Below are 24353 nucleotides of genomic sequence, written 5' to 3' on the forward strand. Positions count from 1 at the left end.
CCATAGGGCATGCGACAAGAATGCGCCAAGCGGGCTTTACCCGGCGAACGCCGTGGCGGGACGGCCGCCGACGCCGACATCCAGCACGAACAGCGCCCCATCCGCCGGCGTCCCCGGCGACGTCATCGCCGCCGATGTGACGTAAAGCCGATCGAGTCCCGCCCCGCCGAATGTGCAACTGGTCACATTGGTCGCGGGCAGTGCCACCGTCTGCATCCGTCGCCCCTCAGGATCGAACCGGCTGATCGCGCCGCCGCCCCAATGTGCGACCCACAGGCAGTTCTGCGCATCGACGGTCATGCCGTCGGGATAGCCCCATGCCGGGTCGAAGGTGACGAACGGGGTGCGTTCGGCGAGCGCTCCATCCTCATCGACGGCGAAGCGATAGACGACACGCCGTCCGCTGTCGGCATGGTAGAGGAACCGCCCGTCGAGGGAGAAGGCGGGGCCGTTCGCGACCCGATAGCCGTCGTCATGCCGCTTCGGCTGGCGGTCCGAGCCCATTGCATAGAGTGCGCCGCTGTCGTCGAGATCGCGATCGTCCTTCGACCCGAACCACAGCCGTCCGGTCGCATCGACCTTCGCGTCGTTCAGCCGGTTGTGCGGCCGGTCCGGCTCGGGCGCGACCCAGAAGTCGATCGCAAGGCTGTCGGGGTCGAGCGCCGCGATCCCGCTGCGGAACCCGGCGAGCAGGCCGCCGCCCGCGCGGTCCACCACCCAGCCGATCGGTTCGGGCATCGCCCAGCGCTCGACCACCCCGGTCGCCACCGTCAGCCGGTTGAGCGCCGGGACGACGATATCGACCCACCAGAGGCTCTGGTCCGCGACCCGCCACAGCGGTCCTTCGCCCAGTTGATCGACGCCGTCGCGCGCCACGATCTCGAAATCGGTCATCTTGGCCCTTTCCCTTCAATAAATATGATATATAACGAAGAGCAGGATGCAAGCCGATAGGAGAGGGGGCGGCACGATGATAAGCACGCGCAGGGCGATGCTGGGCACGTTGGCCGCCACGACGCTGGGCGGCACGCTGGGCGGTTGTTCTGCCGCAGCGGACGGCGTGCGGATCGGCTTCGTCGTGAAGATGCCGCAGGAACAATGGTTTCAGGACGAGTGGCGCTTCGCCCGCGCGGCGGCGCGCGATCTGGGCTTTTCGGTCATCGAAATCGGCGCGGAGGATGGCGACCGGCTGCTCTCCGCCTTGTGGACCCTCTATGCGCGTTATGCCGGGGGCCTGGTCATCTGCACGCCCGATCCCCGGCTGGGCCCGGCCATTGCGGGGTTCGCCGCGCGGACGGGAATGAAGCTGCTATCGGTCGACGACCGGCTGATCGGCGCGGACGGACAGCCGATCGAATCGGTGCCGCATGTCGGCATTTCGGCGACCGCGATCGGCGAAGTCGCAGGGCGTGCGGCGGCGGCGGAGGCGGGGCGGCGTGGCTGGTCCCCCGCGACCACGGGCGTGTTGCGCATCGCCTATGACAGTCTCGACACCGGGCGCGAACGCACGGCGGGCGCGGTCGGCGCGTTGCGGGCGGCGGGCTTCGCGCGTGTGTTCGATGCGCCGCAACGGACCACCGATACCGAGGGGGCGTTCACCGCCGCCGCACCGGTGCTGACCGCGCATTCCGATATCGACCATTGGATCATCCTCGGCCTCAATGACGAGACGGTCGTCGGCGGGGTGCGCGCCGCCGAAGGATTGCGCCTGTCGCCCGCCGCGTTGATCGGCATCGGTATCGGCGGATCGGAGGCGGCGATCGCCGAACTGGCCAAGCCGATCCCGACCGGCTTCTTCGCCACCGTGCTGCTCAGCGCGCGGCGGCACGGATATGACACGGCGGCGGCGGTGGCGCGCTGGGTTCGCGACGGTTTGGCGCCGCCGCCGCTGACGCTGACCAGCGGCGTCCTGCTCGATCGCGGCAACTTCCGCCGCATCCTGGCCGAGGAGGCGATGGCATGAGCGAAAGGCTACGCTTCGATCATGTCGGCAAGCGGTTTCCCGGCGTTGTCGCGCTCGACGACATATCCTTCACCGTCGCGGCGGGCGAGGTGCGCGCGTTGATCGGCGAGAATGGCGCGGGCAAGTCGACGCTGCTGAAAATCCTGTCTGGCCAGTATCGCCCCGATGCCGGTACGCTGGCGGTTGATGGACGGTCTTGTGCGTTCCACCGGCCACGCGACGCGCAGGATGCCGGAATCGCGATCATCCATCAGGAATTGCAACTCGTGCCCGACCTGTCGGTCGCCGAGAATCTGATGCTCGGTACGCTGCCCGCGCGGGGCGGCTGGGTCGATCGCGCGGATCTGCACGCCCGCGCCGCTTCGGTGCTGGCCCGGCTGGGCGAGGAGATCGCGCCGGACACGCGGCTCGGCAGCCTGTCGATCGGCCAGCGTCAGATGGTCGAGATCGGCCGCGCGCTGCTGCGCGACGCCCGCATCATCGCATTCGACGAACCGACCAGTTCGCTCAGCGCGCGGGAGACGGATCGGCTGATGGCGATCATCGGCGAACTGCGCGCGGGGGGCGCGGCGATCCTGTATGTCAGCCACCGGATGGAAGAGGTCTATGCCCTGGCCGACAGCGCCACGGTGCTGCGCGACGGGCGTCACGTGACCGATGTCTCGCCGATCGGCCCCAGCGACGCCGACCGGCTGATCGCCGCGATGGCCGGACGGGAGATCGCCGACATCTATCACTATCGCCCCCGCGCAAAGGGGCGCGAGGCGTTGACGATCGATGCCATCACGGGGCCGGGGGTCCGCGCGCCGCTGTCGTTGCAGGTGGCGGAGGGAGAGATACTGGGCCTGTTCGGGCTGGTCGGGGCAGGGCGTTCCGAACTGTTCCGGCTGGTCTACGGCGCGGCACGACCGAGCGCGGGGCGAGTGCTACGCGATGGCGTCGCGCTGCCGCCCGGCGATCCACGCGCGGCGATCGCCGCCGGCCTGGGCCTGTGCCCAGAGGATCGCAAGGACGCCGGGCTGATCCCGCTGGCCTCGGTGCGGGAGAATATCGCGATGGGCTGGCGTAACCTGCGGGGCGGTACGCCGTGGCTGCGGCGCCGTGCCGAACGTGACGGCGCGGCGGCGGTGATCGCCGACATGCGGGTCAAGACCGCCAGCGCCGAGACGCCGATCGCGCAATTGTCGGGCGGCAACCAGCAAAAGGCGGTGATCGGCCGCTGGCTGATGGCGGAGGCCCGCGTCCTGCTGCTCGACGAACCGACGCGCGGTATCGATGTCGGCGCGCGCAGCGAAATCTACGACCGGCTGTACCGCTTCGCCGAAGCGGGCGGCAGCGTCCTGTTCGCCTCGTCCGACATGGCCGAAGTGCTGGGCGTCGCCGATCGCATCGCCGTGATGCGCGAAGGCACGCTGGCCGCCGTCATCCCCCGCGAACAGGCGAATGCCGAGACGTTGCTGCGGCTAGCGCTGCCCGAATCCACAACTTCATCTGTCAGGGAGCCGATGCCCGTATGACGCCTTCCTCGATCCTTTCACGCGCAGGGCCGCTGCTGCTGCTCGTCCTACTGCTCGCCGCGCTCGGCCTGTTCGTTCCCGACTTCCTGTCGGTACGCAACGCACAGGGCCTGTTATTGTCGGTCACGCTGGTCGGCACCATCGCCGCGACGATGATGCTCGTGCTGGCGATGCGCGAAGTCGACCTGTCGGTCGGCTCGACGGTCGCCTTTTCGGGCGTGCTGGCGGCGGTGACGATGGGCGCGACCGGCAGCGTGACGCTGGGCGTGCTGGCCGGGCTGGGCGGCGGGTTGGCGGTCGGGCTGGTGAACGGCGTGCTGATCGCCGGTTTCCAGGTCAATTCCCTGATCGTCACGCTGGCGACGATGGAAATGGTGCGCGGCCTCGCCTTCCTCACCTCGGGCGGACAGAGCGTCGCCATCCCGCTCCAGCGCTTCTACACGCTGGGGTCGGGCGGGATGCTGGGCATCGGCTGGCCGATCTGGATCATGGTGGCCGGGTTCGCGCTGTTCGGCGTCGTGCTCAACCGCACGGTGTTCGGCCGCAACATCCTGGCGATCGGCGGCAATGCGGAGGCCGCGCGGCTGGCGGGGGTGCCGATCACGCGGGTGCGGATCATCGTGTTCGCGTTGCAGGGGCTGATGGCGGCGCTGGCCGGTATCATCCTGGCGGCGCGCATCACCAGCGGCCAGCCCAATACCAGCATCGGGTTGGAGCTGGCCGTGATCTCGGCCTGCGTGCTGGGCGGCGTGTCGTTGTCGGGCGGGGTCGCGACGATCGGCGGGGTGATGATCGGCGTCCTCATCATGGGCGCGGCGCAAAATGCGCTGAACCTGCTGAACATCCCCACCTTCTATCAATATGTCGTGCGCGGCGGCATCCTGCTGATCGCGGTCATCGCCGACCGGCTGCGCCAGACGGGGCGCCTGCCGCGCCTGTCGCTGACGCGCGCGGCCCCCGAACGGAGCATTCGCTGACATGGCCCGCATTGCCAGGATCGAACATTTTCTCGTGCCGCCGCGCTGGCTGTTCGTGCGCATCGAGTGCGACGACGGCAGCGTCGGCTGGGGCGAGGCCAGTCTGGAGGGCCATGCGGAGGCGGTGGCGGGGGCGCTGGACGCCGCGCGCGACCGGCTGATCGGCCATGACGCCGACCGGATCGAGGATGCGTGGCAGATGCTCTATCGCCTGGGCTTCTATCGCGGCGGCCCGGTGCTGATGTCGGCGATCTCCGGCATCGACATGGCCTTGTGGGACTTGCGCGGGCGGGCGCTGGGCGTGCCGGTCCACGACCTGCTGGGCGGGCGCGTGCGCGACAGCATCCGCGTCTATGCCTGGATCGGCGGCGACCGGCCGAGCGACGTCGCCGCCGCCGCGCTTACCCGCAAGGCGCAAGGGTTCGACGCGATCAAGATGAACGGGTCGGAGGAGATGGAATGGCTGGCCAGCCCCAGTGCCGTCGATGCCGCCGTCGAACGGCTGGCGATGGTCCGCGAGACGGGGATGGACGTGGGCATCGATTTCCACGGCCGGGTCCACAAACCGGTTGCGCGGCGGCTGGTGGACGCGCTGGCCCCGCTCGGCCCGCTGTTCGTCGAGGAGGTGCTGCTGGGCGAACACCCCGAAGCGCTGGCGCAGATCGCGGCCCAGTCCACGGTGCCGCTGGCGATGGGGGAGCGGCTTTATTCGCGGTGGGATTTCAAACCCTTTTTCGAGCGCGCGGTCATCGATGTGGCGCAGCCCGATCTGGCCCATGCCGGTGGCATTTCGGAGGGGCGCCGGATCGCCGCCATGGCCGAGGCCTATGACGTGGCGCTCGCCCCGCATTGCCCGTTGGGGCCGCTGGCGCTGGCCGCCTGTTTCCAGGTCGCGGCGACGACGCCCAATTTCGTGATCCAGGAAATCTCGCTCGGCATCCATTATAACCAGGCCGATGCCGATCTGCTGACCTATCTGAGCGATCCGGAGGTGCTGACGGTGCGCAATGGCCGCGTCGCCGTGCCGCGCGGACCGGGATTGGGCGTGACGATCGACGAGGCGCGGGTGCGCGACGCGGCACGGGTTCCGCATCGCTGGCGCAATCCGGTGTGGCGCGGCACCGATGGGAGTCTACGCGAATGGTGACGGGGTTCGATGGCAGGGTGGCGATCGTCACCGGTGCGGGCGGCGGCATCGGCGGGGCGATCGCCGCCGCGCTGGCGGACGCGGGGGCGGCGGTCGCGATGGTCGACCGCACTGCCGATGCACTGCGCCACGACGACCGCCATCTGGCGATCGCGTGCGACATCGCCGATCCGGGCGCTGTCGACCGGGCGGTGGCGGCGACGCTCGACCGGTTCGGGCGGTTCGACATATTGGTCAACGTCGCCGGGATCATGATCTACAAGCCGATCGAGGAACAGGATGCCGCCGACTGGCAGCGCTTGCTGGCGGTCAACCTGATCGCGCCGGCGCTGTTCACCGGCCACGCGTTGCGCCACATGCCGTCGGGCGGGGCGATCGTGAACGTGGCGTCGATCCATGCCCATCGCACCTCCGCCGAGGTCGCTTCCTATGCCGCATCCAAGGCCGCGCTGGTCAGCCTGACGCGATCGACCGCGATCGAGGGGGCGGCGCGCGGCATCCGCTGCAACGCGATCCTGCCCGGCGCGATCGACACGCCGCTGCTGCGCGCCAGCCCGAACATCGCGGCGGGGATCGAGGTGATCGATCCCGCCGATATCGGCACACCGGCGGATATCGCCTCGCTTGCGCTGTTCCTCGCCTCGGATGGGGCGCGCTTCGTGTCCGGCGCGGAGCTGGTTGCCGATGGCGGCAGGATGGGGCGGTTATGACGCCGGGGTCACGCCGAAGCGCCATTCGGTAACCGCCTGCCAGCGATCACCGGGATCGAGGCGGCTGGAGGGAAATTGCGGGTGGTGAACCGCGTCCGGCCAGCCCTGCGCCTCCAGGCACAGCCCTTCATGCGGTGCGAACGCGCCCGACAAGGCGTATCCGTCGTAGAATTGCAGTCCCGGCCGGTCAGTCGCGATCGTCAGTCTGCGGCCGCTGGACGGATGGTCGAGCCAGGCAACTTCGCGCAGGCCGTCCCCGGCCAGGCAGTAATTATGGTTGTATCCGGGACGGACCTCTCGACCGATGGGTCGCGAGGTCCGAAAGTCGAAGGGGGTACCCTCGACGCGCTGGCGCTCCCCGGTCGGCAGCGCAGCCTCGTCGGTCGACAGGATATGGTCGGCGGCGATGCGCAGGCGGTGATCGTGGATCGTCGTCGCTGGATCACCCGACAGGTTGAAATAGGGATGGCCGACCAGATTGACGTGCGTCGGACGGTCGGTCGTCGCCCGATACTCGACCCGCAACCGGTCCGGCGTGGGGAGCAGGAAGGTGGCGGTGACATGCAGCGCGCCGGGCCAGCCCGCATCGCCATCCGGGCTGTGGTGCGCCAGGACGAGGCGCGTCGCCTCCGCCCGTTCCACCCGCCAGATCGCCCGGTGAAAGCCGGGTATGCCGCCATGGAGATGGTTGGGCCCGTCATTCGCCACCAACCGGACGATCCCGCCGTCCAGCGGGAAGGTCGCGCCCGCGATCCGATTGGCATAGCGCCCGCACGTCGCCCCCATATAGGCGTCGGGCCCCGGCGCACCGGCGGCGGGATAGTCCCGCACCCGCGCATGGCCGAGCAGCACGTTCGCATGGCGACCATGCCGGTCCGGCGCTTCGATCGCCATCAGCGTCGCGCCCAGATTGGTCAGCGTGACGCGGATGCCGCCGTCGCGGTGGAGGATGAAGCTGTCGATCCTGGACATGAACGGTGAAGGGGAGGGGGAAGCCGTCATGGTCTCCCCCCTCCATAGCCGATCAGAAGTTGAACCGCATACCCGCCCCGATACGGCGGCCTTGCGTCGATACGGTGATCCGCCGCTCTTCGAACCGCGAATAATCCTGGTAGCGGTTGTCGGTCAGGTTCAGCACCTCGGCAAAGACCGAAATCGAGTCGTTCAGCTTGGCCGATGCCGACAGGTCGATCTGGTCATAGGCGAAGACCTGGGTCGGCTGGCTCTGCGCCCCGAACGTCGCAGCGAGGAACGGCGCACGCCAGTTATAGGCGCCACGGATCGAAAAACCGTCCTTTTCATAGAACAGCACGAGGTTGGCGGTATCCGACAGCCCTTCGACGTTGAACGTCTGATTGCTCAGCGTCGGATCGAACCGGATCGAACTGCGGACCAGCGTATAGTTGGCCGATGCGCCGAAGCCGTCGAACGGCGCGGGCAGGAAGTCGAACACCGTCTGCACCGCCGCTTCCACCCCGTACACATCGCCGTTCTGTGCGTTGAACGGTCGGTTGGCGAGGAAGCGTTCGCCGAAATACACCTCTTCGCGCTGGGCGGAGATGATGAAGTTCTGCAACTTCTTGTAGAAGGCGGCGATGCTCGCATAGCTGGTCCGGCTGAAATAATAGTCGGCCGACGCATCGACGTTCCACGCCAGGAACGGCAGCAGATAGGGGTTGCCGCCGCTGACCGAGCTGGAATCGGGCGGGCGGAAGGTGAAGGACTGCGACAGCCCCAACCGGCTGAGCGTCGGACGGGTCATCGTCCGCGACCCCGCGAGGCGGAAGGTCAACTGGTCGGTCGCGTCGAAGCGGAAGTTCAGCGACGGCAGGACATAGGTATAGTTGTTGCGCGCATCGACCGGGATGTTCGGGCTATAGACCGGTTGCGCCGCCGTAGGGTCCGCCGGGTTCTTGATGACGTTGAGCAGCGTGACCGAATAGCCGGTGGCATAGAGATCGGTGTGGATCAGCCGCGCGCCCGCCATCGCGGTCCAGCGGCCGCCGCCCATCTCACCCGCGAAGGCCGCCTGGACATAGCCGGCATAGGTGTTCTCGCGCACGGTACCCGATCCACGTTCGAGGTCGATCGGATTCAGGCTGTTGTTGTTCCCGGCGAACACCGCGAGGAACCGGTTGCGCGCGTCGATCGCCGATTGCGACGATCCGCCGACCTGGTTGGCGGCCTCGGCCGATCCCCAATAGCGGACCAGCGCGTCGCGATCATAGTTCAGCCAGGTCAGGTTGCGGCCCAGGACATTGGCGTTGAAATTGGTGAACAGCGACGATGGTGCCAGCGCCTGATAGCCGCAATAGAAGCAGCCGAGCGGTTCCGGCGATTCGCGCGCGACGGTGATCTTCTTGCGGTTGGTGAACAGCAGCCCCGCCTGGATCTTGTCGAGAAAGCCGTTGCGGTCCCAAGTCAGATCGACCGCGCCCTGGTTCACCGTATCGCCGTTGCGCCCGCCGCGTTCCGAACAGCAATGCAGCCGCACCGCCGAATTGTCGTTGGTCGGCAGGATGTTCGTCATGGTCAGCAGGCCGTCCGGCCCGTTCAGGACGAAGGTCGGCGTCACGCCGGTCTGACGCACGCCGACGACATAGAACAACTGGTCCGATGCATTGCGCGAATTGGAATGCGCCGCGTCGAAATCGATGGAGAGCGTGTCGGTCGGCTTCCACTTGATGCGCGCGCCGATCTGATAGGTGCGGGCATCCTGCGGCGCGGTCGACACGATATGGTCGGCGGCCAGCCCTGCGGTGGCGGTCGCCGGCAGCACGGTGAACTGCGTGGCGGTGCCGTTCGCGTTGATCGTCGCCGACGTGATCCGCGCCGGATCGACATAATAGCCGAGCTGGTTGGTCCGGCTGTCGGCCTTTTGCTGGGTATAGAGCGCGTCCAGCTCGAAGCGCACCTTGTCCGAGATCACATAATCCAGCGCGAAGGTGCCGCCGATGCGTTCGCGGCTCGTTTCGCTGGCGGTGAAGTTCAATGTGCGCGGCAGCGCCACCCCGGCCCTTTCGCGCACGCCGTCGCCATCGGTGTCGACCCGCTGGTTGACGATCCAGCCATCGGTCGAGATGTTGCGCAGCGCGAAGCGACGCTTGTCGTAGATCACGCTGGCGAGCACGCCGAAGGTGCGATCGGCGTTGCTATGGCTGATGACGCCCGACACGACCGGGGTGATGGTGTCCGATGTGTTGTCGTGCCGCCCCTGGACGCTGCCTGAAAAGCGCAGACCGGCGCGGTCGGTCGGGCGCGCGGTGCGCAGGATGACCGTCGAGCCGATGCCGCCCTCCTGGAACCGCGCTTCCGACGATTTATAGACCTCGGCCCCGGTGATGAGTTCGGACGACAGGATGTCGAACGAGAAGGACCGGCCACCCGCATCGGTCGACAGCAGCCGGTTGTTGAGCAGGACCGTATTGAATTCCGGCCCCAGGCCACGAACCGTGATCCCGCGACCTTCGCCATTGGTGCGGCTGATCGCGACGCCGGTGATGCGTTGCAGCGATTCCGCGATATTGGCGTCGGGGAAGTCGCCGATATCCTTGGCCGAAATACCGTCGACCACCCCGATCGTGTCGCGCTTCACCTCCAGCGCGTTGGCCAGGCTGGCCCGGATGCCGGTGACGACGATTTCGTCGCCTTCCCTGAGGGGATCGTCTTCCGTCGTTCGGCTGGGCGCGGTCGGCGCCTCCTGTGCCAGCGCGGGTGCGGTTCCGGCCAGCAGCAGTGATGCTCCCGACAGCAGCAAGGCCGCATTATGACGAAATTTTCGCATGACGATCCCCCCATTTTGTTGTGACTGGCCCACAATAAATATTACTTTAAAACGGCTGTCCAGCATTTTTTCAGGGTTTATCTCAGCTAAGCGAAAATTTTGTATTACTTATTGCGATGCATCATTGCCGCGTCAGGATCACGCCGACCCCTTGGAAGTCGCCTCTCAGCGTGACGTCCAGTCCATGCCGCATCCAATAGCCGCCGCTGGCGACGGGCGGCACGGTGGCGGGCAGTTTCTGCCCGTCCATCGACTCGATCCGATATTGCGCATCGGGGTCGAGCCCGGTGAGCGCGATGGCGGGCATCACGTCCAGCTTGTGGGTGTTGGCGACCAAGGTGAACAACGCCGCCTGTTTGCGATCGGCCGACACATAGAGGTTGGTCCAGCGCGGATCGGCCTCGGTCGGACGGTTCAGCCGGTACAGGTCGCCCTGCTGCACCGTTTCGCGGATACGCTTGTATGCGGCGATATAGGCACGGGCGATGGTGAAATCGATCTCCTGCCATTTGTTCAGGTTGGTGCCGATCCCCAGCCCGCCCTGCATCGCCGACAGGAACCGGAACGCCAGCGTCGTCTGGCGATGGTTCACCCAATGCGGGCTGTCGGTCACCCACGCCATCATCGTCGCGGGCGCATAGGCCTGGGTATAGCCGTCCTGGATATCCATCCGGTCGAGCGGGTCGGTATTGTCCGACGGCCACATCTGATCGGTGCGCGCCATGATCCCCATGTCGACCCGACCGCCGCCGCCCGAACAACTCTCGATCTCCACGCGCGGATGCCGTTTGCGCAGCTCGTCGAGGATCCAGTAGAGGTTGCGGACATAGGCGACATAGATGGCCTGCTGGTCGGCGACATCGGCGTCGGGCCAGCCGGGTTCGGACCAGTTGCGGTTATAGTCCCATTTGAGGAACGCGATGTCGTTGGTCTTCAGCAGGCCGTCGAGCGTCGCCAGCACATAGTCGCGCACATCGGTCCGCGCGAGGTTGAGGACCAGCTGGTTGCGCCCCTCGCTGCGCGGACGCCCCTTGAACTGCATCACCCAGTCGGGATGGGCACGGTACAGGTCGCTGTCGGCGTTGATCATCTCCGGTTCGACCCACAGGCCGAAATCCATGCCCAGCGCCTTGACCCGGTCGATCAGCGGCGTCAGCCCGTTGGGGAATTTCGTACGGTTGACGCTCCAGTCGCCCAGGCCCGCACGGTCGTTGTTGCGTCCGCCGAACCAGCCATCGTCCATCACGAACCGCTCAACGCCCAGCGTCGCGGCGCGTTCGGCCAGCGCCATCTGCCCCGCCTCGTTGACGTCGAACTCGGTCGCTTCCCAGCTATTGTAGAGGACCTTGCGCAAGGGCAGGCGACCGCCATGCCGTGGCAGCACCTGTTCGCGCTGGAACCGGTGGAAGATACGGCTGGCGCCGCCCTTGCCGGCGTCGGAAAAGCCGACATAGAAGATCGGCGTTTCCAGCTTCCCGCCCGGTTGCAGGCGATAGGCGAAGTCGAACGGGTTATAGCCGCCGACGATGCGGATGCGTCCGGTCACATCCTGGTTGAAGTTCAGCCGCCACGATCCGCTCCAGGCGAGCGCGCCGATCCAGGCCGGGCCTTTGGCTTCGTCGGTGCCGTTGCGGGTCACCATGAACCACGGGTTGTTCTCGCTTCCGGTCGATCCGCGACGGCTCTCCAGCACGGTGGCGCCCGGTGTGATCGCGCGTTCGCGCATCGTCCATTCCGCCGCCCAGCGCCCGGTGGAGAAATGCAACTTGTAGTCATAGGCGACCGGCAGCGTCAGTCCGGCGGCGGCGACCTGATCGAGCCGGACGTCCGTGGTGCCGCGATTTTCGATGACCGCCGAACGCGCGATGACGCCGGTGCCGCGATCGATCCGGTATGTCAGGGTGACGAACAGCGGCCGGTCCAGATCGCTCAGCGTCACATGCACGGCATCGCCGTCCATCCGGTGGCTGCGATAGTATAGGACCAGATCGCGATTGCCATCGGGATAGGCGACCTTCAGCGCGGGTTCGGCATAGAGCCCGCCGCCCTGACCGGCATATTCCTGCGGCACGACATTGGCGGCGATGTCGAATCCGCTCAGGCCCGACAGTTCGGGAGCGCTCAAGGGGACGCGATCGGGCAGGCGCCGGCCCCAATAGACCGACTGCAATATACCCTGTGCATTGACCTTGAACGCATAGGTCACGTCGCCGCCATCGAGCCGGAACATACGCGCCGCGCCATCGTAGCTGGCCTGTGCGAACGCCGGAACCGGTGCCGTACCCAGTAGAAGCAGAGCCGCTATTTTGCCCATCGCTCGCATATTCTCTCCTTCATATCCATAGCGGCCTGGCGGACGCGCGCTGGAGTTAATATCATATTTATTTGAAGCGCAAATAGTATCTCGGTGGGGATGGGTTCCGGCGTCCATGACCAAGCACCCTCGCGATCCAAGGCTTAGTGCGGCGGACCGACGGACAGAGGCGCATGCACATATGATCCTAGCGCGGCACGCAGGCCTCCTCGCGACGTTGTCCGGGTTGAGTGTGCCGTGAGCTGGACCGGGTCGCGGTGAGCGGAGTGCTGCAAGAGGGACCGGGCGCGCGGCCGAGCAGGATGGCCCGCGCCAGCCTTCGCCATGACGGGCTACAGCCCCGACTTCAATTGGATCGAGAAGGTTTTCCTCAGGGCATGCCCCGAAAGGTTAGCGAGCGGATAGTATCCGGGCTGCGGTCGTTCATCGGTAAGCTGGTCGACAGTTTCGGCCGCAGGAGCGCACCAACTATCTATATTGGTTCCTGCGGTTATGAGCCTGAAAGAAAGCCGCTTCGACGGTTTGATATTCGAAAGCATGAATTGCGCATGTTCATGCCGATCGCCGCGATCGTTGTCGCTGGCGACCGGCTTGCACAGTTAAAGTTGCTGCAACGATGATATGGCGTCTATTGCCGCAGGACGACGCGCGGTTCGGCGGGCATGCCGCGCCATGCCGTCGGTGTTTCAAGCAGCTCGATCCTGCTGATGGCATGGGTCGCGGGGATATTGATCGCCCAGGTCTTGAAGCTTCCGTCGCTTGTCGGATCGCTTGCTCTGGCGGGCAGGGGCCGGTCGGCGCCGATGAAGCCGCGGAAACCATCCTTCAATATGCGGTGGATGATAGAGCCGTCGGAATAGGTTACGCGCAGCGTGTAATCGCAACCGCTATTCTGGCAATATTGCCGGTACTTTCCTGTCCTGATGTCGATATCCGCCCGATCCTGGGCGTTGGTCGGATCGAAGGTCCGGATCGTATTTCCCGTAAACCGCAACGCCGGATAAATCTGGGATACACCGGGCGTTGCCGTCAGGCTGTAGGTGATGACGATCGCGTAGACGGGCAGGTTCCGCTCGACGGGCAGATTGAGGTTGACCCCGTAAAGTCCCCGATCCTCGGTATTGTCGTCCGGCAAGGGTGACCATGTCTGGCTCAGGCTGTTCCACCGCGCATAGCCGCTGGGCTGCGCGAAGATACGACCGCCGGAGAATAGGAGTTGTCCGTCTGAACCGATCGTGGTCGTCCCCTCCAACCAGCGCTGCATTCGGGCGGTATTGAAATCGGAGAACATGGTGAAGCGATAGGAGGGGTCCTGATCGCCCGCGCCGTTCTGCATCGGATCCTGCTTGTAGCAGCGACCGGTTTCATCGAGTTCATGGTCCCGCGCACAGCCCGCGTAATTCGAGGCCGTCGTCGGGACGAGGGGCGATAGGAACTGTCGCCGATCGGGATCGTAGCCCCATGCGGAGCCCTTGAGGCTGCCGGCCGGATAAGGATAGCCGTCTTCATGACCCGCATGCCCGAGCCCGAACGCATGACCTTGCTCGTGAAAGAAAATGCTGCCGAAGCGGAATGTGCCCGCCCCGATGCCGCCACCGACCGTGCCCAGCCCGCCTCCCGACCAGCGATACGTCCCGGCGGCACCCAATGGCAGCAGGGAGGCGTAATATTGATTGTTGGTCCGGCTCTCGCCATTCGCCTTGCGCAAGGCGTTCAGAATGCCGAGCACGGCGCCAAGCAGTTCCGAGCCGCCCTGCTCCTGATCGGCGTTCCTCATGACATAGGCGGGCCGACCGTCATTGGGTGAAATTACGAGGTGATCCCAACTGACGAAGCCCGCAGGATGGGGCGCGACCTCGAGATTGGCGACCGGCCATTTGGCGGCCAGTTCGCTTTCGATGGCCGGATTGGGCCGCTGCGCCACCCAAAGTGGCTGGGTGTTCGCCTCTGTCCCGCCGAACAGATAGAAGGGCAGCACTCGTAACGACATTGAACTGTCCGCCCCGATGAGGGGGCTGATCGGAGCGGAAGGGGCGTAATTCGCCGCCTTGACGATGAATTGCGTACCCGGGGCGATCCAGTTTCGGGGCAGGTCGGCGGTCCAGGCGTCCGTGGCAAAGGCCGGGCCGCCGCCTTCGGACGAGGGCACGGCCGAGGGTGGGGCGAGTTCGACCGAACCGAGGACCACACCGTCGCGCAATGCCTCGATCGAGGGGAACACGGCGTCGGTGGCGCCGAGCCGAACGATCGCCAATGCGGCGCGATTTGCGATGAGATGGAGGTTGGTCGTCCTGTCCTCCGAGGTCCAGGTGATGCCCTGTGCGGGCAGGACATGCGTCTGCGCAAATTCCATCGTGGCGCTCAGGACCGTCATCGGTAGTGTGCCCGCCGAGGATGGGCCCGAGGAGGCGCCCGTCACGACCTGGACATATCCGGAGAGGCCATCGGTCGCCGTGGTTTCCATATCTTGGGATGAAAGCGCGAGAAAGGCGGTGCCGCCGGTGAGGAGTGATATCGAGGATGCAGCGATGATCTTGATCCCAATGGAGCTGCCGATTTTCAAGTTAAACATCGATGCCTCCCAGCGGAGCCGCCGTTTAATGTAAGTTCATGACATTTAAAGCGGCTGGATAAGTTCCATAGTTATACCATAGGCAAAAAATATTTCAAATATATCGCATCCGATCACAGTAAATTTTCGATAATAAGGATAAAATGCATTCCCGATCATATATTTGCTCATTGGTATTTACCGTTATGTGTTTATTGACGAGAAGATTGACGGATCCCGATTGGGCCTTGCTTGCGCTAGACACGGCCTTGTTCGGTCTAGGCCGGGGCTAGGACCGCAAGGTAAAAAAGGATTGTCCGCAGACGATTCGCACGGGGCCTGTCTTTGTCCGGTCGGCGAAAAATTTTGAAGGAGACAGCGTCAGTCGCTGTCGTTTCGTGGACGACGCGACAATCACCCTTTATGGTCAGACCCTTATGGCCCCGCTGTTTGCATTCGACTGGCAGAACTCAGATTGGTCGTAAGAAAACGCAGTAGTTTGCGCAGTGGCCCGCGCGTCGGGCCGGCCAGCGGCGAGCCCTGGCAGGCGGGCGGCGGCTCGCTATGGCGTTGCACGGACGCATGGGCATCGAGCGGCCGCGTAGCCGCTGTGCAATCGACCTCGGGAGGAGCGGGCGGAACGATCCCGGTGGGTCGCCGCGCACGACCATTCCACATGCGCTCGGCGATCTGGCGCTCTTCCGGGCCCATCGCGCTCGTATAGATCGCCGTCGTCTTGATATCGGCATGGCCGAGCCAGCGCTGAACCAGCGTCAGGGGAACGCCGGTCTGGATGGCGCGGACTCCAAAACCGTGCCGCAACCCCTTGGGCGATGCATGGCTGCCCCTGATCCGGGCCTCCAGCATGACATCCCGAATGCGTCGATATCCCGTCATTCGTGACCAAGGCCATAAGAGATCGGCGTCGTTGGGCCGCGTTGCGAACCAGCTTTTGAACAGTTGGAGAAGGCTGGAGGGCAGTGGTATGGATCTGAACACGGTCTTTCCGCGCTTTTTCAGGCATTTGATAACGACCTGGCCGGAGGTGAAGTCGATGCTTTGCGCGGTCAGGGATAGCGCTTCCGAGATTCGGCAACCGGAAAATGCCATCAGCCAGCAAAACGCGCGGGTTTCGACCGGTGATGAGCCGGCGGCAAGCACGAAGCGGTCGATCTCCGCCATGGTGAGATATTTGCGCGTTCCATATTGATTGAAGACACTGCTGGTCATCGATCGCCTCCATTCGGGCGCGCTTTTCCACCACCATGATCCGTCCCGATGTGAGGACGATCATGGTGCCGCATCAGGTCGTGATGCACATGATCCGAACGAGAACGCCTATGCCGCGTGGGTCAGCGGCGCGCTGCGATGATTCTTGCCGCCGCGAGGCAATTCCGGCTCGATCTCCTCAATCCCAAACCATCGGCAGCGACGTGACCCCGCGAGACAGCCAACCATGAACGACCGCGGAACCGCGCGGGTCTGGTCGCAGGCCCGGCAATCGGAGAAACATCTCTTCCAGGACGATGGACGCGAGCGTTCTGGCCAGGCTGTGGCCGGGGCAGAAATGCCCGCCGAAGCCGAACGCCAGGGTGGATTGCCGCGGGCGTTCCAGGTCGAACATGTCGGGGCGTTCAAAGCGTGCCGGGTCCCGGTTCGCCGAACCGATGACGAGGGCGATTTCGGTGTCGGCGGGGATGCTGACATGGCCAAGCACGATGTCCTGGGTCGTGCGCTTCTCGGTCATGCCGAAGGGCGGAAGCCAACGAAGGCCCTCCAGAACCGCGGCGGCGCTTCGACCGCGCGGATCGGCCGCAACCCGTGCGGCCTGGCAGGGGTCGGTGAACAGGCCGAGCAGGGTATTGGCGATGGCATGGGCAGGTTCCTGAAAACCGCCGACGATCAGGACGCCGACGGTCGGCAGAATTTCCTCGACGGAGCGGATGGTCCCCGCCGATACGCCATATCGCAAGAGCCGTAAGACGATGCTGTCCCCGGCCGCGCGGCTGGCTCCGTCCGCTTGACGGGCGAGATGGTCGGCGACCTCGGCTTTGACGATACCGATTTCGTCCGCGACGAGCGGGTTGCGTCCATGATCGACGAGATTGGCGGCATAGGCCCGGAACCACCGACGCAATATGGTATCGTCAACGTCACGGAAGCCGATGAGATCGCCCACGACGCGCGCGCTGATCGGCTCGGCAATAGCCGTGGCGATATCGGCGGCCCCCTTTTTGCGTACCGCTTCGATGTATTGCACGACGACGTCGCGAATGGCCGTCTCGCGATAAGCGGCGATGGCATTGGGTTGCAGAGGGGCTGCGACCGCCGTTCGGATATGCCGATGGGCACAGCCTTCCATGCTCATGATGTTGGGTTTGCCGTAGACCGCCTCATGCGTGGCGGCGGAGGGGCCGAATATCCTGTCGTTCGCACCCGCCTGCCGACACAGATCCCATGTCATGACGAGCACCCGGCCGGTGGCAGGCACATAGGCGACCGGGCAGGCGCGGCGTGCCCAATCATAAAAGGGATAAGGATCGTTCTCGAGTGCCTCCAGCGAGATGTCGACGACGATATCATGAACCGATTGGCCCGGGTCTGTGCCGCTACAGCTTGCTGGAAAGTTCATCGGTAACGCCCCCCCGTCAGCGTCATTGATCCTGACGGCATTTTAATAGTCGATGCCGAGCGGCGTTGAGAATTCTGAAGTTCAAAACGAAGGCTTTGAGATTTCCAAAGCGGTTGCCCATGGCCTACGCAAGTTCATGGCCGCGCTTCGAAAAGGGGCAGTCGGTGAACTGGCGCGGAACCCCGCGATCGCGGGTAGCAGACCTAACCCCATTCGAGCGGTATGCCCGCCTCGGTCAAAATCGCGACGGCAGGCTGCAAGTGAACAGCATGTTGCCGCCAGCGCCCGATGGATTCCCGATGCAGTGGTTGGCGCACTTGCACGGCACTGAGGGTTTGCGACGCGATCGGGTTTCGGGTGAAGTTCAGGCAGCGCTCGTCAAAGGCCAGTCGGCAATGTGCCAGCGCCTTGCGGAGGACCGGTTCGGGTCGCGAAATGAGATCCTCGTAGCGGACGATCAGGAGGCGATCGCCAAGCGTGTCGCGCCAATGCGTCATCAGAGCACGCCAGTGCACATAGTAGCGAGCGAGCTCTTCCAGTTGATAGGAGAAGGGATAGGCGTTGGCGAACAAGGATTTGTACATGGCAAAGATCGAATCCATCGGACTGCGATCCATGAACACCAGCGTGGCCTGGGGCATCGCCCGCGCAATCAGCCCGAGATAGAGGTAATTCAGGGGCATCTTGTCGATAAGCCTGCGACCAGGATGGAGATCGGCTCCCACGGCGTGCTGATAGGCGTCGGCCAGGCTATCGGGGGAAAGAGTAAGGGACTCTTCCACCAGCGTCTTCTTGTCGAGCCGTCGGCCTTTGCGACCGGCCTCAGCCATGAGTTCGAGCGCAAAGGCGTTGGTCTCTCCGACGGTGCCGATCGAGGAATGCATGGTGAGCATACGCTCCAGAAGCGTCGTGCCGGTTCGCGGGAGGCCGACCAGAAAAATGGGGGCGGCGGTGGTCCGGCCGTTGGCCATGCTCGCAAGGCCCCTTGCATCATGCGATCGGCGGATGAGATCGAGCGTCTCCAGATCATCCTCGACGGTATAGGCGATGACACGGCGTTGCAGTTCGCAGCCCAGATTCACTTGTTCCAACGCGGCGTCGGCCTGTTTGAGGTCCTCCAACTCCTTTGCGAGTGCAAATCGGAGCCGTATCTGATCCCGGTGGCTGAGGTCGCCGCCGTCCAGTTGCGCCTGCAAGGTGGCGACATGATTGTCGTCTTCGGTTTGGCGGCGGAGTTCGGACTGTAGGCTCAAGGCGTCGACATGGTCGGGGCGGGCGCGCAAGAGCGTCGCGCATAACGCCAGCGCCTCCGGGAATTTGCCCGTCATGCGCAAAGTCACCGCCAGATTGTAGCACAGGGTCGGACTGGCGGGATTTTCGGTCAGGGCCTGTCGGAAAGCCGGTTCGGCCAAGGCGGCTTCGTTGCAATAGCTATAGATGAGCCCCAACGTCGCATGGTCGTCGAACAATGACTGTGCCAGGTCGAGCGCGTGGGCGACCTGATCCAGCGCGGGCCGCCGTTGTCCCATCAGGGCGAGAAGCATCGCGCGTTTCAATTCGATCCGCCAATCCGAAACGGCCAGGTCGCGCAGATGATCGGACGCCGCACGCGCTACGCGCAAATTGCCCAATGACAGCGCGACGTCCAGAAGCTGGACCCAGAGATGCGGGGCGTCGGGCGCGGCCCGGCAGCGCGCGACGATCGGATCGAGTGGGTCGGATGGGGCCACGAACTGGTGTCCTGCCTGGCGGGAGCGCATTCTATTTCTCCCCTGTCAGCGGAGACAGGAAGGTGGTGCAGGGTGAATGTCGATCCGCCTCAAAGCGGGGCCATACCGGGAATATCATTGGTGCTGATCCGCCTGCGGCAATGGTCCTCGAAGGCCAGTATCGCGCGTGTTTTGCGGATATTCTTGGCGGTCACGAGACCCAGTTTCATGGGAGGGGTATCATCGCTCATAGGAATATAAGCGAGTTTGCCGCCGTTCGAGGCAATCCGCGAGGCCGGGCGTGAGGTCAGCATGGAGAAGCCGAGGCCGCTCGCCACGAAGCTTCGCACCGTTTCGGGTTGTGCGCTGCGCGCGATGACATTCATCCGAAGTCCCAGCCGGTCGAACCGCGACTGGAAATATTCGCGGCTGACCGGCAGATCGAGCAGGACGAAGGGCTGGTCGGCCAGCTCCGCCAGGCTGAGGCTCTCCCTGGTCGCCAGCGGGTGGCTCGCCGACAGGAGCAGATAGGTCGGCAACAAGGCCAGGCGCTCGAATTGAAGATCGATACCTTCCTGCTCATAGGTGATGGCAATGTCGAGCTCGGCCCTGCGAACCTTCGATACCAGCTCGAACTCGTCGTCCTCGAAAAACTGCATCTGGACCTGCGGATGCTGGTCGAGGAAATCCTTGAACAAGGCGGGCATGATAAGCGGAGCGAAGGTGCGAAACGTTCCTACCCGCAATGGGCCTGCCACGCTGGAGGTAATGTCATGGGCCAGATCATGGAGGCGCTGGGCGTGACCCAATAGGTCACGCGCTGCGATCAAAAAGCGCTCACCGGCCGGGGTCAGCGACATGCCCTGTGCATGATGGCGGAAGAAGAGCTGGACGCCGAATTCGCTCTCGAGTTGGGATATTGCAGAGGAGATGGAGGGCGGGGAAATGTGTACCCGCTCCGAGGCCAGCGTGATGCTGCGAGCTTCCCCAGCCGCAATGAAATAGCTGAGCTGCTTGAGAGTGAAGCGCATGAAGTCCTTCTTTGTACGTTTCAGAGACTGTGCGAGCGCTATCGGCCAGTAATCGGCGTTAACTCATATGGTAAACAAGGTTTATTTTTGACGTATTGCTGCTCCTATAATGCTGATATAGATTATAAAAATATCAGGTGGAAAGGTTAAATTTCCTCCGCGGCTAAGCCCTTATTCCCCAACGGGATCAAGCCAGGCTGGAGCGCGTGAGACACAGTGAAAAGGCCAGATCGGCCACGACAATCGATTGAGGGACGGTCCCGGGGTTTGAGCTGATGGATGAAGGGATCGGCAGACGATGACGCCTGGGGAGCGTGAGGAAGGGGTGATGGACGGCGGAGCGAAGCGGGATGGCCCGGCAGGGCTGCCGCTCGGTCCACTGAAGCGGTTGGATGTGCCGTTCATGATCCTGGCTGCGCTGATCAGCCTGGACATGGTCGGCCAGATTTCGACCTTCGGGGGACAGACCTTTACGATGCTGATCGTGATGGCCGTTCTCTGGATGGTACCTTATGGTCTTATCATGGCGGAGTTGGGGAGCGCATTTCCCGGCGAGGGTGGCCTGTACATCTGGGTGAAACTGGCATTCGGCCGGCTGCCGGCCTGTCTGGCTACGATGCTATATTGGTCGATCAACCCGATCTGGATTGGCGGGTCCCTTGCGTTTCTGAGCGTGGAGGCATGGAACGGCTATATTCATCCCGTCACCCCCGGATCGTTGGGGGATCTGGCGTTCAAGACGATATTCGTGCTGGTGACCTTTATCATCACGGTGCTCCCGCTGGAGCGGTCGATCATACTATTCAGGATCGGCGCATGCCTTAAGCTTGCGCTGACGGCCGCGTTCATTTCATCCACGTTGATCTATGGTGCGCTGTCGGGTTTCCGTGGTGCCGGGGTTAACGCGATGACGCCGACGATGATGGGCTTTCTCGGGCTCGCGCCGTTGCTGGTCTTCTCCCTGTCGGGCTTCGAGGTGCCAAGCCAGGCAGGCGACGGCCTGCGCAATCCGCAACGTGACATTCCCCGTGGGGTGGCGCTGAGCGGTGTCATCGGTGTGCTCGCCTATGCGCTGCCGATGCTGTCGCTCTTTTTGGTGCTTCCCCCGGCTTCCGTCACCGGCATCTCGGGGTTCATGTCCGCCGTGGCGATGGTCCTGGGTGTTTATGGGCGGTTCGCGCCGATCCTGCTCGGTGGGGCGGTGATCGCGTTCATCGCGTGTTTGATGATCACGGGGGCGGCATGGGCCACCGCGGCCAACCGGGCCCTTGCCGTGGCGGCCGCAGATGGTGCCTTCTTCTCCGCTTTCGGAAAGGTCGAGCGACGCACCGGGGTGCCGCTTCGCGTGAGTGGCTTGGGCACTGTCGTCGCGCTGCTCTTCATGGCCGCAGGGACGATCTTCTCCCAGGGGGATAGCGAGGCGACGTTCAAGGTCGTCCTGTCGATCGCGACATCCACCTTCTTGCTGACGTTGCTGTTCGTTTTTCCGGCCGCCGTCAGGTTGCGCTTGCGCTACCCTCGGGTAGCGCGGCCCTATGCCGTACCAGGGGGCCTTGCAGGTATGGGCGTTGCAGCGGCGCTGGCGATGTTCTGGGTGATACTGGGGTCCTGGAGCGCCATACTTCCCGGTTCGCTGGAGTATATCCTGGGCTTTCAATATGCCTTTGAAGAAAATTGGGGCGTTTCACGGCTTCGTTTCGAGGTCTTTACCTTGGGAACATTGGCTCTGCTCATCGTGATCGCTCTGCTTGGCTATATGAACAATATGCGCACCTCGCTTTTGGGCGGGCGTCGTTCGAGCGTGACGATTTGAGGGGAATAGTTGCGAATGCCATGTGAGCCGCACCACGATATTCTGTTCGAGCCGATCGATATCGGGCCGGTGACGGCGCGCAATCGCTTTTACCAGGTGCCGCATTGCAACGGCATGGGATATCGTGATCCGACCGCGCTGGCGGCGATGCGCGGTATCAAGGCCGAGGGGGGATGGGCGGTCGTCTGTACCGAGCAGGTCGAACTTCATTACTCGTCGGATATCACGCCCTTTATCGAACTGCGCCTTTGGGATGATCGCGACATTCCGGCCCTTGCGCGTATGGCGGAGAAGATCCACGAACATGGTGCGTTGGCGGGCATAGAACTGGCCTATAACGGTCTTAACGGCCCCAATCTCTACTCGCGCGAGGTGCCGATGGCGCCGTCACCCTTGCCGGTGGCGACCTTCACCTACGACCCGGTACAGGCCCGCCGGATGGACAAGACGGATATCGCCAATATCCGGCGCTGGCATCTGGACGCGGTTCGGCGTGCGCGACGGGCGGGGTTCGACCTCATCTATGTCTATGCCGCCCATGCCCTGGGGTTCCTCCATCATTTCCTTTCGCGCCGGTACAATGATCGCGTCGACGAATATGGCGGCAGCCTGGAGAACCGGGTTCGCCTGCTGCGCGAGATCACCGAGGACACCAAGGCGGCCGTCGGAGATAGCTGCGCGATCCCGATCCGTATTTCGGTGGACGAACTGATCGGCGAGCAAGGCCTCTACAAGGAGGAGGTCGAGGACATGATCGGCCTGCTCGGCGACCTTCCCGATCTGTGGGATGTCACGCTTGCGGGATGGGAGAATGACAGCGCGACCTCGCGTTTCGCGCAGGAGGGCTATTCCGAGCCGTTCATTTCCGGGATCAAGCGACTGACGGATAAGCCGGTCGTCGGGGTCGGCCGCTACACCTCGGTCGACCGCATGGCGAGCCTTGTGCGCCAGGGCGTGCTCGACCTGATCGGGGCGGCGCGGCCCTCGATCGCTGATCCGTTCCTGCCCAACAAGGTGCGCGACGGTCGGCTCGATGATATTCGGGAGTGTATCGGCTGTAACATCTGCGTGTCGGGCGATTTCACCCAGTCGCCGTTGCGGTGCACCCAGAACCCGACCATGGGTGAGGAATGGCGCAAGGGCTGGCACCCCGAGACGATCCGGCCGAGGACCACGGACAAGCCCGTGCTGATCGTCGGCGCGGGACCTGCGGGCATGGAGGCGGCGCAGGCTCTGGGAAAGCGCGGCTATGACGTCATGCTGGCCGAGGCGGGCAAGGAGCTTGGGGGGCGCGTGACCCTCGAGGCGCGCATGCCGGGCCTTGCGGCGTGGCGCCGGGTACGGGACCATCGGGAGCTCCAGATCCGCAAATTGCCGAATGTCGAGGTCTTCTTCGACAGCCGGTTGAATGCCGACCATATTCTGGCCCTCGGCATTCCCCGGATCGTGATGGCCACCGGCTCGACGTGGCGGCGCGATGGCGTGGGCCATGTTCATACCCGGCCGATCGCGATCGACGAGGCGATGGAGGTCCTGTCGGCGACCGACATGCTGGCAGGGGAGCTGCCGGTCGGCAAGCGCGTGCTCGTCTGGGACGACGACCATTATTACATGGGCGGCGTCGTCGCCGAACGGCTGGCTGATGAGGGCTACGAGACGATCTACGCCACGCCCGCCTCGGAGGCGTCCACCTGGACGCGCAACACGCTGGAGCAGCATTTCATTCAAAAGCGGATGCTGGAGAAGGGGATCGCCATCCGCACTTTTCTCGCGCTTCACCGCATCGCGGCGGGGCGCGCGATCCTGAAATGCGTGTTTACCGGGCGCGAGACCCTGATCGAGGTGGATGCCGTCGTCCTGGTGACGGCGCGTCTGCCCGAGGATCGATTGGCATTCGACCTGAAAGCTCGCGAGATCGAATGGGCGGATGCCGGGATCGAAGCGGTGACGATGATCGGCGACGCTCTGGCACCTGCGACGATCGCCCATGCGACCTATGCCGGCCGCCGTTTCGCCGAGGAACTGGATGCGCCACCGGTCGCTGAAGACATTATCCCGTTTCGGCGTGAGATCACCGAACTGATGGGGGTATCGGGTGCGGGCTGACGTCGCGCGAGAGCCGATCTGATCGCTAGACCAAAATCCACAAACCGGTGGTGGCCGTCGCTAACACATACCGAGGAATAGATATTCTCGTCGTGGAAA

At 64.2% G+C, this 24353-nt stretch carries 17 protein-coding genes; 8 read left to right on the forward strand and 9 right to left on the reverse strand.

Annotated features, from left to right (window positions below; translation table 11 throughout):
* Positions 1-36: 36 nt before the first annotated feature.
* Positions 37-894 (reverse strand): SMP-30/gluconolactonase/LRE family protein, encoded by an 858-nt coding sequence (locus SM191_RS05965; RefSeq protein ID WP_341505371.1) that lies wholly within the window; start codon positions 892-894, stop codon positions 37-39.
* Between the two features lie 76 nt (positions 895-970).
* Here SM191_RS05965 and SM191_RS05970 point away from each other — a divergent pair, with 76 nt between their 5' ends.
* From SM191_RS05970 to SM191_RS05990, 5 genes are read left to right on the forward strand one after another with little or no spacing between them, the layout of a single operon-like run.
* Positions 971-1963, forward strand: a complete 993-nt coding sequence (locus SM191_RS05970; protein WP_341505372.1) for a substrate-binding domain-containing protein — start codon at positions 971-973, stop codon at positions 1961-1963.
* Entirely contained in the window at positions 1960-3480 is a 1521-nt protein-coding gene (gene araG, locus SM191_RS05975) for an L-arabinose ABC transporter ATP-binding protein AraG (RefSeq protein ID WP_341505373.1), read from the forward strand. The genes SM191_RS05970 and araG overlap by 4 nt, the downstream gene beginning before the upstream one ends.
* Positions 3477-4457 (forward strand): L-arabinose ABC transporter permease AraH, encoded by a 981-nt coding sequence (gene araH / locus SM191_RS05980; protein WP_307002151.1) that lies wholly within the window; start codon positions 3477-3479, stop codon positions 4455-4457. Before araG ends, araH begins: the two co-directional genes overlap by 4 nt.
* 1 nt (position 4458) lies before the next feature.
* Positions 4459-5604, forward strand: coding sequence for a galactonate dehydratase (gene dgoD / locus SM191_RS05985; protein ID WP_341505374.1), 1146 nt, complete (start codon positions 4459-4461; stop codon positions 5602-5604).
* Positions 5598-6314: an SDR family NAD(P)-dependent oxidoreductase gene (locus tag SM191_RS05990; protein ID WP_341505375.1), complete on the forward strand. Its 717-nt coding sequence runs from the start codon at positions 5598-5600 to the stop codon at positions 6312-6314. Before dgoD ends, SM191_RS05990 begins: the two co-directional genes overlap by 7 nt.
* On the opposite strand, the gene SM191_RS05995 is transcribed toward SM191_RS05990, so the two are convergent.
* From SM191_RS05995 to SM191_RS06005, 3 genes are all read right to left on the reverse strand, one after another.
* On the reverse strand, positions 6309-7316 hold the full coding sequence (locus SM191_RS05995; protein WP_341505376.1) for an aldose epimerase family protein: 1008 nt from the start codon (positions 7314-7316) through the stop codon (positions 6309-6311). The two genes, SM191_RS05990 and SM191_RS05995, sit on opposite strands and share 6 nt — an antisense overlap.
* A 22-nt stretch (positions 7317-7338) precedes the next feature.
* Positions 7339-10098 carry a TonB-dependent receptor gene (locus SM191_RS06000; protein ID WP_341505377.1) on the reverse strand — a complete coding sequence of 920 codons (2760 nt, stop codon included), beginning with the start codon at positions 10096-10098 and terminating at the stop codon, positions 7339-7341.
* A 121-nt stretch (positions 10099-10219) separates the two neighbouring features.
* Complete coding sequence (locus SM191_RS06005; RefSeq protein ID WP_341505378.1) at positions 10220-12412, reverse strand: alpha-galactosidase; 2193 nt, start codon at positions 12410-12412, stop codon at positions 10220-10222.
* A gap of 302 nt (positions 12413-12714) precedes the next feature.
* Here SM191_RS06005 and SM191_RS06010 point away from each other — a divergent pair, with 302 nt between their 5' ends.
* Positions 12715-13032 carry a hypothetical protein gene (locus SM191_RS06010; protein ID WP_341505379.1) on the forward strand — a complete coding sequence of 106 codons (318 nt, stop codon included), beginning with the start codon at positions 12715-12717 and terminating at the stop codon, positions 13030-13032.
* Between the two features lie 8 nt (positions 13033-13040).
* Here SM191_RS06010 and SM191_RS06015 read toward each other — a convergent pair whose 3' ends face one another.
* The 5 genes from SM191_RS06015 to SM191_RS06035 all read right to left on the reverse strand — a co-directional run bounded on the left by SM191_RS06015 (position 13041) and on the right by SM191_RS06035 (position 20335).
* Positions 13041-14786 (reverse strand): M66 family metalloprotease, encoded by a 1746-nt coding sequence (locus tag SM191_RS06015; RefSeq protein ID WP_341505380.1) that lies wholly within the window; start codon positions 14784-14786, stop codon positions 13041-13043.
* A gap of 612 nt (positions 14787-15398) precedes the next feature.
* Positions 15399-16193, reverse strand: coding sequence for a tyrosine-type recombinase/integrase (locus SM191_RS06020; protein ID WP_341505381.1), 795 nt, complete (start codon positions 16191-16193; stop codon positions 15399-15401).
* 178 nt (positions 16194-16371) lie between these two features.
* On the reverse strand, positions 16372-17595 hold the full coding sequence (locus tag SM191_RS06025; protein ID WP_341505382.1) for a cytochrome P450: 1224 nt from the start codon (positions 17593-17595) through the stop codon (positions 16372-16374).
* A gap of 203 nt (positions 17596-17798) precedes the next feature.
* Positions 17799-19355 (reverse strand): tetratricopeptide repeat-containing sulfotransferase family protein, encoded by a 1557-nt coding sequence (locus SM191_RS06030; RefSeq protein WP_341505383.1) that lies wholly within the window; start codon positions 19353-19355, stop codon positions 17799-17801.
* 59 nt (positions 19356-19414) lie between these two features.
* The gene (locus tag SM191_RS06035) at positions 19415-20335 is read right to left on the reverse strand and encodes a LysR family transcriptional regulator (RefSeq protein ID WP_341505384.1); all 921 of its coding nucleotides are present in this window, start codon (positions 20333-20335) and stop codon (positions 19415-19417) included.
* A gap of 298 nt (positions 20336-20633) precedes the next feature.
* Here SM191_RS06035 and SM191_RS06040 point away from each other — a divergent pair, with 298 nt between their 5' ends.
* Positions 20634-22148 (forward strand): APC family permease, encoded by a 1515-nt coding sequence (locus SM191_RS06040; RefSeq protein ID WP_341505385.1) that lies wholly within the window; start codon positions 20634-20636, stop codon positions 22146-22148.
* Positions 22149-22163: 15 nt separating this feature from the next.
* Positions 22164-24254, forward strand: coding sequence for an oxidoreductase (locus SM191_RS06045; RefSeq protein WP_341505386.1), 2091 nt, complete (start codon positions 22164-22166; stop codon positions 24252-24254).
* The last annotated feature ends 99 nt before the right edge of the window (positions 24255-24353 follow it).

The sequence above is a fragment of the Sphingomonas sp. 2378 genome (assembly GCF_038084995.1).
In the GTDB taxonomy this organism is placed as follows: Bacteria; Pseudomonadota; Alphaproteobacteria; order Sphingomonadales; family Sphingomonadaceae; genus Sphingomonas.